Below are 9,733 nucleotides of genomic sequence, written 5' to 3' on the forward strand. Positions count from 1 at the left end.
ATACAGTCCTACTGTTGTTTGGCTCACGGAGAGGTTAAACATGAAGGTTAGCGCGGATTTTTGCCTTATCCCTATGGGAGATCATGCATCCATCGCACCACAAATTGCAAGCGTTCAACGAATTCTAGTTGAGCACGGGTTGAGTCACCAACTCCATGCATACGGAACCAATGTAGAGGGTGACTGGGATAGCGTTATGGCGGCAATCAAAGCTTGCCATGAGCTGTTGCATGAGAGTGGAGTATTGAGGATTTCAACGTCAATTCGAGTAGGTACTCGAATTGATCGAACACAAACAAACCAACAAAAAATAGAAGCAGTCACTAAACTGCTCTAAACGAAGAGGATGAGTCATGAAGAAATTATTTAGCGTGTTAGCGCTTGGTGCAGCAATTGCTAGTTCAGCCGTCACTGCCGATGCAATTCAAAACGCGGTGGAGTCATCGCACCGTTCCGAGTCCTTTAAGGTTCGTGACGATCAGCGTCACCCAGTGGAAACGCTGAGTGCATTCCAAGTTGGTTCCGCGGACACGGTACTTGAGATTTGGCCTGGGTCAGGTTGGTATACTGAGATTCTTGCGCCAATGCTTAAGGATGATGGCCGATTAATCGCCGCGCACTTCCCTACCGAAACCGATATCAATTACTACACCACATCGCGTATGAACTTCGTTGAGAAGCTGGCAGAAACGCCTGACGTGTACGGCAAAGTTGAGCTTGCACAGATGGTGCCGAACCAGGGTGTGGTTGGCGTGGAAGAAGCGTCAGTGGATAGAGTGTTGACCTTCCGTAATGTTCACAACTGGTTGCGCGGCGGCAACGAGCAAACCGTTTTTAACAGTTTCTTTAGTGTACTAAAGCCGGGTGGTATGTTGGGCGTTGTTGAACACCGAGCTAACGAGGGCGCATCGCGCGAAGAAATGCTGCGTAGTGGTTACGTCACGCAGAGCTATGTCATTCAGCTTGCTGAAGCAGCTGGCTTTGAGTTGGTAGAGGCTTTCGAAATCAACGCCAATGAGCTTGATACCAAGAACTACGAAGGCGGCGTATGGTCACTGCCGCCAACGCTTCGTCATGGCGATCAGGACCGTGCTAAGTATGTTGCGATAGGCGAAAGTGATCGAATGACGCTACTTTTCCGTCGTCCAGAGTAAGTAATGATCGAAATACCTCATGGCGAACTTAGTGATACCGCATTAGAGGCAGTTCTCGAGGAATTTATTACTCGTGAAGGGACTGACTATGGTGCGGTTGAGCAGAGTCTAGCGAGTAAAATTTCGCAGCTTAAGCATGAGCTGCTTGCCGGTAGGGCGTTGATCGTATTCGATCCCGTCCTATCTAGCACGCATATCACAACAGCTGAAGCTTGGCAGGCTAATGAGCTTACTAGTGAGGGTGGTCATGACGATTGATCATGTTTTAGATACACGCGGTCTATTTTGTCCGGAGCCCGTGATGATGTTGCACGGGGCAGTTCGAGAGGCTACACAGGGCCAGTTGCTTCAGGTGCTAGCCACCGATCCTTCCACTCAACGCGATATAGCCAAGTTTTGTCAGTTTCTGGAACACGACTTAGTTTCGAGTGAAGTGGTGCAGAGTGATGGTCAGGAAGAGTTTCATTTTGTAATCAAAATCGCCGCTGCAACCTAGTGTCGTTAGTAAAGTTCACTAGTTAGTAACGTTCACGAGTTAGTTTTGTTAACGCCTAGGGCTCTTAGCCAATTAGGCGCATAACGATATCTTTCATACTGGCCATCGCGCCAGGCTCCTTGGCATGGACACGTTTAGCAATCGCGTAGTGGAAGTAGTAGAGAAACCTTGCTTCAGGTTGATTTGCTGAAAACGTTTGTTGCTCTGCTAAGGGCTTGCTGCGCTGTTCGTAGTTCGCATGAAACAGGCCGATGACAGCACCATCAATTAACCGCCAGCCTACAATGGGTCTAAGGTCGTACCCCCCATCGTTATCGGCCAATATCAGCGCGTGGGTGCCAATGATTTCTGGAAAGAGGCGTTGATGCGTCTTCGTTGGCTGTTGAGCCATGGCGAGTAATTCGACGCGTTTGGACTCTGGCGCCTCCAGCTGAAGGGCGTTTGAATGGCAGTCCTGATAGCCTACCCAGCGCCCACCATAAGCGAGTGTTACTTGATCGCACGGGCAAACTGAATCTTGCCAGGCTACGAGGCCGGTAACCCTTCCATCCTCTAACATCGACCAGCAAAGAATTGGCAGCGCATAGTAACGCGTGTCTTCGTCACATTGGTATATCATCTTGATACCCGTGAACTCGGGGCTAACGCAGCGTATTCGTTGAGCTGGCTCCTCATTGATGGCCTGTCTTGAGAATATACCCGTGACATTTGGGTCAGGCTTGTCGGGATTGTAGCTAGGGTTCATAATACCGCCTCAGATTGGCAAGTTGTTAAAACTTGCACCCTCTAAGTATAGTTTTCATTCGGAGTTGCGTGTGTCATTGGACAACCGATTATCTCTCTCAGCGCTACCGTCGAGAGTCGATCTGCGTATTTGTGAGGTTTTTGCTGCGGTTTTCGGCGCCGACTACCAAACCGAACTTCGAGGTGGGGCAGATGAGCCAATTTATCTTCCCGTAAGCGAAGGTACCCCCGCGCGTATCGTCTATAGATTGGACTACGAGCGCTCCGCCTTGCATGAAGTAGCGCATTGGTGCATAGCCGGCGAGCAGAGACGCCGCCAAGAAGATTACGGATACTGGTACGCGCCTGATGGTCGCAGTTCCGAGCAGCAAGCCCAGTTTGTGGCAGTAGAGGCTAAGCCTCAAGCGGTAGAATGGTATTTGTCCCTTGCCGCTGGGCTAAACTTCGCGGTAAGTGTTGATAACCTCGACCAACCAACTGACCCAACGGCGTTGAAGGAAGCGGTGTTTGCTCAGTTTGTTCGCTACGCAGAGGCGGGCTTTCCTCCTCGAGCGCAACGATTTGCAGAGGCCTTAGCTGAATCGCTAGGGGGGCAAGTCATCGGTCTAGCAACACTTCCTTCGTATACTGAATTGAATTAGTGAACCAGACATCAAGGAATTGATATGAAGTTGGTAGTTGATGAAAATATCCCCGGTGTCGACGCTTTGTTCGGTGGCTATTTCGATGAAATAGTGCGGCTGAATGGGCGAACTATGTCAGCCGAAGCGCTGGCGAATTGTGACGCCTTAGTAGTCCGCTCGGTAACGGCGGTAGATCGTAAGCTTCTGTCCGGCCACCTTCCTAAGTTCGTTGGTACCTGTACCATCGGCACGGATCATCTAGATATCCCATTTCTCACCCAAAGTGCGGTGCCTTGGTCGTCGGCACCTGGCTGCAACGCCGATAGCGTTGCCGACTATGTAATGGCGGCACTGGCGGCACTTGAACAACCATTACGCGGGCAAACTGCGGCAGTCGTTGGTTGTGGCAATGTGGGATCCAGGGTTGCGCTTCGCCTGCAAAGTTTGGGTGCCACAGTGGTAGCCGTTGATCCGAATTTGACTCACGCTGTGGTGCCGTTGACATCTCTCTCAGAGGCTTTACAAATTGCCGATATCTGTTGTTTTCATACGCCCCTGGTTCGCGATGGACGCTACCCGAGTGTTGGCCTGTTGAATGAAGCTAATATTCAGCTGCTGAAAAAAGGTGCGGTGATCGTTAATGCTGGCCGTGGACCGGTTATACGTGATGCGGCGCTATTCGCTCGCGAAGATATACGTTGGGTGCTCGACGTTTGGGATGCTGAGCCAGCCGTGTCACAGGCGTCAATTGCTAGAGCAGAAATTGCTACTCCTCATATTGCTGGCTATGCCAACGAAGCAAAACTCAGAGGAACGTGGATGATTTTTAACGCTTGGGCAGCTTTAAATGATATCCCAACGGTAGGGTGGGAGCAGGTGGCCGGAGCCAAGTTGGCGCGGCCAACTGAATCTAAGGCTTGGCAGGATCAGATTGCGGCGAGCTATGACATCTGGCGTGATGATGGTATTTTTCGCACAGCGCTGCGTGGCGCACCGGAAGAGAATGCGGTTACTTTCGACGGCTTGCGCAAACATTATCCTGGAAGGAACGAGTTCTCACGTTTCGACTGGGAATAACATGAAACAGCGTTAACGAATTTTGGTCGGGTACACAGCCAGGTCTTGAACGGACTTGTGATAGGGCTGAATTGATCATCACTGAGGTGATTGGAATCTCAGTGCCATCTTCCTGAACCCAAGTGCCGTGACTGAGTTGCTCTGCCATGTTTAACTCCTTTTGTAGAGCTAAAAGTTTAGTAGAGGGTGGCGAAGTTCAGCCAACGTGCCTCATACTTGGCCCGACGAATGGCGCAGACTGGCACGGTTTTGCCGACGAAGTCGCAACAGAAGACGAATATTTCCGATGCTAATAACTGAGAAGATGAAATGCTAAAGCTAGGTTGGATTGTAAATCCCTACGCCGGTATCGGCGGCGCCGAGGCGCTAAAAGGTAGCGACGATATGGCGGAGCGAGATCAACTGTTGCGCGCTGGAATCCAGTTGCGCGCAGCGCAGCGTGCCGAACAGTTCCTAAGCGCCCTCAAACAAGCTGATTTAGTGTTGGAATTTGTAAGCTGGGGCGGACTGATGGGCGCAGATTATCTTGCTAAAGCAGGGTTTTCTGCCGAGGTACTTGGTGAAGCTAAACTGCCATCTAGCGCGGAAGACACCCAACAAGCGGCAACAACCATTGCCGCGAGTGGTGTAGACCTACTGATCTTCGTAGGTGGCGATGGTACTGCCCGCAATGTCTTTGATGCTATAGGCACAAGCTTGCCGGCATTGGGGCTGCCTTCGGGAGTTAAGATGCAGTCGGGCTGCTTCGCGGTGACGCCAATTGCCGCAGCGGAGGTGATCAAGGGGCTATATGTAGCGGACTTGGTTGACCTCAGGCTCCAGGAGGTCCGTGATCTGGACGAAAAGGCCTACCGAGAGGGAGTGGTCAAATCTCGGTACTATGGAGAGTTGAGCGTTCCCGAGATTGGTCAATTCGTGCAAGCAACAAAGGTAGGCGGTGTAGAGGTTGAGGAGCTGGTCTTAGATGAAATCTCAGCGGAAATCAGCGAATTATTTGACCCAGACGCCATGTGGATTATTGGCCCCGGCACCACCACGCGGGCCTTCATGGAATATAATCACTTGGATAACACGCTATTGGGGGTTGATGTCGTTCAACGCGGTGAGCTTGTGGCGTCAGATGTTACGGCTGATGAACTCTTAGCGTTGATCGAGAGCTGGACCGAAGTGATCCATGTTCTGGTCACGGCCATTGGTGGGCAGGGGCATGTCTTTGGACGCGGCAATCAACAATTTTCACCGGCGGTACTTCGTCGAGTGGGGAAGTCCGCGGTGACGGTAGCGATGACGAAAACAAAGTTGCTGGGGTTAGGGAATCGGCCGTTAATTATTGATAGTAATGACCCGCAATTAGACGCAGAGTGGTCTGGGCTCATTCCCGTGGTAACGGGCTATCGTGATCACGTGCTATATCCCTTTAACGATGGCTTAACGCCGTCTGACGCTGAATCCGGTAGCCATTAATAGGTATCAGCGGAATAACGCGTTCACCATGGTGGCTGGAATCAAACTAGGCTCGTCCAGCTGAGCTCGAAGTTGGTTTAACAGTGTGGTTTGTTCCGGTGTAGGGTGCATCAGTAGGCGCAAGCCTTGCTCTGTGAGGATGGTTTCGTCAAAGGCTTCTTGCTGTACCTGCTGCGAGTAGCGGATATACCCTTCATGAGCCAGCCAGGTGATACTGCCTAGCGTTCGCAAGTATCGTTCGGACTTGATGCCAAACTCATCCTCGGGCTCGGGCCCCACAATATCTTCAATATATAGGGTTATTGGCAGCGGGAATTGAACCATCAGGGCCAGGAGTACCCGAGCGCTATCTTGACAGAAATCTTCAAAGTTTAAATCGTTGGGTATGCTAGTAGTCATGGCGTTTGTACTGTTGCAAGAACGTCTCTAGACGTTCAATGGCAACCACGAGATCCTCGATATGTGGCAAGAAAACGAAGCGAAGATAATGTTTTTCTGGAACATTAAATGCACTCCCTTGAACTAATAGAATATGTTGTTGGAGTAGAAATTGCAGGACTAACTCCTCATCATCGGGTACCGCATAGATATTTGTGTCGATTTTGACGAATAGATAGAGTGCCGCTTGAGCTTTTACGCAGCTGATGCCCTCAATGGCAGTGAGTAACTCATAGGCCCTGTTACGTTGTTCATAGAGCCTTCCGCCCGGCGCCACTAGATCATCAATTGTCTGATGCCCACCCAGCGCAGTTTGGATCGCAAGTTGCGCCGGAACATTACTGCATAACCTCATAGACGCTAGCATGTTTATGCCCTCAATCAGATCAGAGGCTTCTTCGACACAGCCGCTGGCAACCATCCATCCAGAGCGAAAGCCCGCAAGGCGATGGCTCTTCGATAGGCCATTAAATGACAGGCAAAGGAACTGCTCTGCAAACTGCGCGAAGGGGATGTGTTCGGCATCGTCATAAATAATTCGATCATAAATCTCATCGGCGAAAACCACTAATTGATGTTGTTTCGCGAGTTCAGCTATTTGGATTAAGCACTCGCGGCTGTAGACGGCTCCCGTTGGGTTATTGGGATTAATTAAAACAAGTGCTTTGGTGTTGGGGTTAATGAGCGATCGAATATGTTCAATGTTCGGCTCCCACCCTAGATCCTCGTTGCACTGATAATGCCTTGGTGTGGCACCAGCGAGTGTGACCGCGGCAGTCCATAATGGGTAATCGGGGGCGGGAATGAGCACTTCGTCGTTATGGTTGAGGAGGGCGCTAGTCGCTAAGCTAATTAGCTCTGAAACGCCGTTTCCGAGCCAAATATGATTGATATCAATATGGCCAAGCCCGTTCGCTTGCCAGCGCTGAAAGATAGCCTTACGGGCCGAGAATAGCCCCTTGGAGTTGGAGTAGCCCTCTCCCTTCCTTAGGTTAGCTATAACATCCACGATGATTTCGTCGGGAGCATCAAGTTGAAAGGCAGCAGGATTGCCAATATTAAGTTTTATGATTCGGTGGCCTTCGCGTTCAAGTCGCTCGGCGGCTTCCAGGACAGGACCTCGAATGTCATAGCATACATCATTAAGGCGATTGGATTTTTGATAGCGCATGGCAGCTCCGCACATTACGAATAATTGTTCCCCAATTTCCATGCTAGCGTGTTTATAATGAATACAAAAATAGGGGTTTGGAATAGGACTTATGCCGAAGCGTAGTAAAGTGGAATTACAGAGCGAACTGAGCTCGGAGCAGTACCGAGTGACTCAGGAAAAAGGAACAGAACGGCCTTTTACTGGGCGGTATTGGGATGTTTGGCGTGACGGTGTCTATCACTGTATTTGCTGTGATGCTCCGTTATTCAGATCGGAGACGAAGTTTGATGCGGGTTGCGGCTGGCCAAGTTTCGATCAGCCTATTTCGGGCGCACTTACTGAACACTTAGACACTACCTTTAACATGGTTCGAACCGAAGTAGTATGTACCCAGTGCGACGCCCATCTCGGCCATGTTTTTCCTGACGGACCCGAGACCACTGGTTTGCGTTACTGCATTAATTCGGCGTCTTTGCGGCACGAGGGTGATGACTCGTGATTCCCACCTACGATGCCATTTACCATCGAGCCCTGCAGCGTTTCGCTGGCGATAGCAATGCGTTAGAGCGTAGTCTTCCTCTCGCCAAATCTGCTGAGCAGCTTATTGAGCAGTCAGATAGTTATTACTTATCACAGATGACTCGTCGGGTATTTCGAGCTGGAATGACCCACCGAGTAGTGGATGCGCGTTGGTCCAAGTTCGAGGAGGTCTTTGACGGGTTTGACCTGGTAAGCTGCGCCATGATCAGTGACGATGATATTGACCGACTGATGACCGACGCTCAACTCATTCGTCATCGCAAGAAATTGTCATCCATTCCTCGCAATGCCAAGTTACTCATGGATTGGCGCACAGAGGCGGGTAGTGTGGGTAGTTTTCTTGCGGCCTGGCCGCAACATCGGATTGTAGAGCTGTGGATTCGGATGAAGCGCTACGGCGCCCAATTGGGTGGGCGCTCGGGGGCGAGTTTCCTGCGAATGGTGGGTAAAGATACTTTCATGCTCTCCGATGATGTTGTCCGCGAGCTTATTCGCTATGGGATGGTTGATAAAGCGCCTAGTAGTCAGCGCGATTGGCGTTTAGTCCAACGATACTTTGTGGAGTGGAGTGAGCAGGGCCAGAAACCAATGTGTCAGATTAGTCGGTTGCTAAGTTTGGGTGATTTTAGTGTTTAGGCTTCGAGCGTGGGGCTGGGCGAAAAAGGGCTTAGCATATAGCTTCGGACTAATGATATTGGGTTTTCTCAATCAACAGCTTGAGTTGCTGCCCCATGCACTGGGATTGTGGATGTTTGCAACGGCACTTTGGGTTTTCGTTGTGGCATCAATTTTTTTTGTTCCCTACACGCTTTTCCGCTGGGCCAGAGTTGAGGAGTTTGATCGCTGGTCATACTTAGGGATGATTGTTGCGCTTCCGGTGATGGTGGTCTGGCTCTGGATTGGGCCCGCCAATATGGGGCTTGCAGCGCTTCGAGATATCAGTACCGATGTACTCAATCCGCCTGTGATAGATGGCTGGGATCAGCACCCTGAAGGATTATTACAGCAGCATACCTACCCGGATGTCACACCAATACTTCTGTCGGCGGAACCAGAGGTGGTGCTCGAGCGTCTCAACGCGATTTCTCTTCGCGATAGCTGGGAGCGCGTGGGGCAGCCAAGAGAGCGTGAGGCGCTTTATAGGGTGACCACCTCGGCCTTGAGCTACCATTACCTTGTGGCGGTCAGGGTGAAGGCGGTACCGGCGGGAACGCGCATAGACTTGCGGGTAGTCGCAATAGATCAAGCACGCGATTTTGGCTATGGTGCTTCTCTAATTCGCGGGATACGCGATGAACTTAAACAGTGAGTTAATTAACGGGGAGAGCGTCAGTGAGTGTCTATGATTTTGAGGTGCAAACCAATAAGGGCGAATCAGTAACGCTGGACGAATACAAAGGAAAAGTGCTGCTGGTGGTGAACACGGCAAGCAAATGTGGTTTTACTCCTCAATATAAAGGTTTGGAATCACTCTATAGCGAGTTTAAATCAGAGGGTTTCGAAGTCCTTGGCTTCCCCTGCAATCAATTTGGTAAGCAGGAGCCGGGTGATGATCAAGAAATTGCATCGTTTTGCGACCTAAACTTCGGTGTGTCATTCCCACTCTTTAAGAAAATTGATGTGAACGGTGATGCACAGTCGCCACTGTTCAGTTACCTGAAGACAAAGGCGCCAGGTATCGCTGGCACAACTGGTGTTAAGTGGAATTTCACTAAGTTTTTGGTGGGGCGAGACGGACAGGTTCTTCGTCGCTACGCACCGAAGACTAAGCCCGAAGCCATTGCTGCGGACATTAAAGTTGAGCTGGCCAAGCAGGCTTAATTGAAGGCTACGTGGTTTTCCTTAAACTAAGTTACTGAAATTTATAAAAAAAACGTTGACAGAAGGCGGCGTGGATTTTAATATTCGCGCCGCTTTGGTGAGGAATGACTTGCCAAGCTTGTACTGGGTCCCCATCGTCTAGAGGCCTAGGACACCGCCCTTTCACGGCGGTAACAGGGGTTCGACTCCCCTTGGGGACGCCATATTGCGGGAATAGCTCAGT

Annotated in this window: 14 protein-coding genes and 1 tRNA gene; 12 read left to right on the top strand and 3 right to left on the bottom strand. The window is 50.6% G+C overall.

Annotation, left to right across the window (positions count from 1 at the left end; genetic code table 11):
* Positions 1-40 precede the first annotated feature (40 nt).
* Genes DFR27_RS10105 through tusA form a run of 4 tightly spaced genes read left to right on the top strand, consistent with a single transcriptional unit; the run spans position 41 to position 1,650 of the window.
* The gene (locus tag DFR27_RS10105; protein ID WP_121877358.1) at positions 41-337 is read left to right on the top strand and encodes an MTH1187 family thiamine-binding protein; all 297 of its coding nucleotides are present in this window, start codon (positions 41-43) and stop codon (positions 335-337) included.
* Positions 338-353: 16 nt separating this feature from the next.
* A complete protein-coding gene (locus DFR27_RS10110; RefSeq protein WP_121877359.1) occupies positions 354-1,154 on the top strand; it encodes a class I SAM-dependent methyltransferase in 801 nt (266 codons plus the stop codon).
* 3 nt (positions 1,155-1,157) lie between these two features.
* The gene (locus tag DFR27_RS10115; RefSeq protein WP_121877360.1) at positions 1,158-1,412 is read left to right on the top strand and encodes a YheU family protein; all 255 of its coding nucleotides are present in this window, start codon (positions 1,158-1,160) and stop codon (positions 1,410-1,412) included.
* The gene (tusA, locus tag DFR27_RS10120; RefSeq protein WP_245962649.1) at positions 1,378-1,650 is read left to right on the top strand and encodes a sulfurtransferase TusA; all 273 of its coding nucleotides are present in this window, start codon (positions 1,378-1,380) and stop codon (positions 1,648-1,650) included. Before DFR27_RS10115 ends, tusA begins: the two co-directional genes overlap by 35 nt.
* A 64-nt stretch (positions 1,651-1,714) precedes the next feature.
* Here tusA and DFR27_RS10125 read toward each other — a convergent pair whose 3' ends face one another.
* Positions 1,715-2,395 (bottom strand): hypothetical protein, encoded by a 681-nt coding sequence (locus tag DFR27_RS10125; RefSeq protein WP_121877362.1) that lies wholly within the window; start codon positions 2,393-2,395, stop codon positions 1,715-1,717.
* Between the two features lie 70 nt (positions 2,396-2,465).
* Here DFR27_RS10125 and DFR27_RS10130 point away from each other — a divergent pair, with 70 nt between their 5' ends.
* The 3 genes from DFR27_RS10130 to DFR27_RS10140 all read left to right on the top strand — a co-directional run bounded on the left by DFR27_RS10130 (position 2,466) and on the right by DFR27_RS10140 (position 5,558).
* Complete coding sequence (locus tag DFR27_RS10130; RefSeq protein ID WP_245962650.1) at positions 2,466-3,035, top strand: elongation factor P hydroxylase; 570 nt, start codon at positions 2,466-2,468, stop codon at positions 3,033-3,035.
* A gap of 24 nt (positions 3,036-3,059) precedes the next feature.
* Positions 3,060-4,094: a 4-phosphoerythronate dehydrogenase gene (locus DFR27_RS10135; protein WP_121877363.1), complete on the top strand. Its 1,035-nt coding sequence runs from the start codon at positions 3,060-3,062 to the stop codon at positions 4,092-4,094.
* A 309-nt stretch (positions 4,095-4,403) separates the two neighbouring features.
* Positions 4,404-5,558, top strand: a complete 1,155-nt coding sequence (locus tag DFR27_RS10140; protein WP_121877364.1) for an ATP-NAD kinase family protein — start codon at positions 4,404-4,406, stop codon at positions 5,556-5,558.
* A gap of 6 nt (positions 5,559-5,564) precedes the next feature.
* Here DFR27_RS10140 and DFR27_RS10145 read toward each other — a convergent pair whose 3' ends face one another.
* Both DFR27_RS10145 and DFR27_RS10150 read right to left on the bottom strand, forming a co-directional pair.
* Complete coding sequence (locus DFR27_RS10145; RefSeq protein WP_121877365.1) at positions 5,565-5,957, bottom strand: hypothetical protein; 393 nt, start codon at positions 5,955-5,957, stop codon at positions 5,565-5,567.
* The gene (locus tag DFR27_RS10150) at positions 5,947-7,167 is read right to left on the bottom strand and encodes a pyridoxal phosphate-dependent aminotransferase (protein ID WP_121877366.1); all 1,221 of its coding nucleotides are present in this window, start codon (positions 7,165-7,167) and stop codon (positions 5,947-5,949) included. Before DFR27_RS10150 ends, DFR27_RS10145 begins: the two co-directional genes overlap by 11 nt.
* A 91-nt stretch (positions 7,168-7,258) precedes the next feature.
* Between DFR27_RS10150 and msrB the strand changes: the two genes are divergently transcribed.
* From msrB to DFR27_RS10175, 5 genes are all read left to right on the top strand, one after another.
* A complete protein-coding gene (gene msrB / locus DFR27_RS10155; RefSeq protein ID WP_121877367.1) occupies positions 7,259-7,648 on the top strand; it encodes a peptide-methionine (R)-S-oxide reductase MsrB in 390 nt (129 codons plus the stop codon).
* Positions 7,645-8,325, top strand: a complete 681-nt coding sequence (locus DFR27_RS10160) for a DNA-3-methyladenine glycosylase I (RefSeq protein ID WP_211327620.1) — start codon at positions 7,645-7,647, stop codon at positions 8,323-8,325. The genes msrB and DFR27_RS10160 overlap by 4 nt, the downstream gene beginning before the upstream one ends.
* A complete protein-coding gene (locus DFR27_RS10165; protein ID WP_121877368.1) occupies positions 8,318-8,998 on the top strand; it encodes a DUF1499 domain-containing protein in 681 nt (226 codons plus the stop codon). Before DFR27_RS10160 ends, DFR27_RS10165 begins: the two co-directional genes overlap by 8 nt.
* Before the next feature lie 23 nt (positions 8,999-9,021).
* Positions 9,022-9,510, top strand: coding sequence for a glutathione peroxidase (locus tag DFR27_RS10170; RefSeq protein WP_121877369.1), 489 nt, complete (start codon positions 9,022-9,024; stop codon positions 9,508-9,510).
* A gap of 127 nt (positions 9,511-9,637) precedes the next feature.
* Positions 9,638-9,713 (top strand) — tRNA-Glu (locus DFR27_RS10175).
* Positions 9,714-9,733: the final 20 nt, after the last annotated feature.

Origin of the sequence: Umboniibacter marinipuniceus, from assembly GCF_003688415.1 — a bacterium.
Classification (GTDB): domain Bacteria; phylum Pseudomonadota; class Gammaproteobacteria; order Pseudomonadales; family DSM-25080; genus Umboniibacter; species Umboniibacter marinipuniceus.

What these genes read in the sequence shown, in the direction of transcription:
- DFR27_RS10105 (WP_121877358.1), top strand. Translation starts at nt 41, where the DNA reads ATGAAGGTTAGCGCGGATTTTTGCCTTATCCCTATGGGAGATCATGCA.
- DFR27_RS10110 (WP_121877359.1), top strand. Translation starts at nt 354, where the DNA reads ATGAAGAAATTATTTAGCGTGTTAGCGCTTGGTGCAGCAATTGCTAGT.
- DFR27_RS10115 (WP_121877360.1), top strand. Translation starts at nt 1,158, where the DNA reads ATGATCGAAATACCTCATGGCGAACTTAGTGATACCGCATTAGAGGCA.
- tusA (WP_245962649.1), top strand. Translation starts at nt 1,378, where the DNA reads ATGAGCTTACTAGTGAGGGTGGTCATGACGATTGATCATGTTTTAGAT.
- DFR27_RS10125 (WP_121877362.1), bottom strand. Translation starts at nt 2,395, where the DNA reads ATGAACCCTAGCTACAATCCCGACAAGCCTGACCCAAATGTCACGGGT.
- DFR27_RS10135 (WP_121877363.1), top strand. Translation starts at nt 3,060, where the DNA reads ATGAAGTTGGTAGTTGATGAAAATATCCCCGGTGTCGACGCTTTGTTC.
- DFR27_RS10140 (WP_121877364.1), top strand. Translation starts at nt 4,404, where the DNA reads ATGCTAAAGCTAGGTTGGATTGTAAATCCCTACGCCGGTATCGGCGGC.
- DFR27_RS10145 (WP_121877365.1), bottom strand. Translation starts at nt 5,957, where the DNA reads ATGACTACTAGCATACCCAACGATTTAAACTTTGAAGATTTCTGTCAA.
- DFR27_RS10150 (WP_121877366.1), bottom strand. Translation starts at nt 7,167, where the DNA reads ATGCGCTATCAAAAATCCAATCGCCTTAATGATGTATGCTATGACATT.
- msrB (WP_121877367.1), top strand. Translation starts at nt 7,259, where the DNA reads ATGCCGAAGCGTAGTAAAGTGGAATTACAGAGCGAACTGAGCTCGGAG.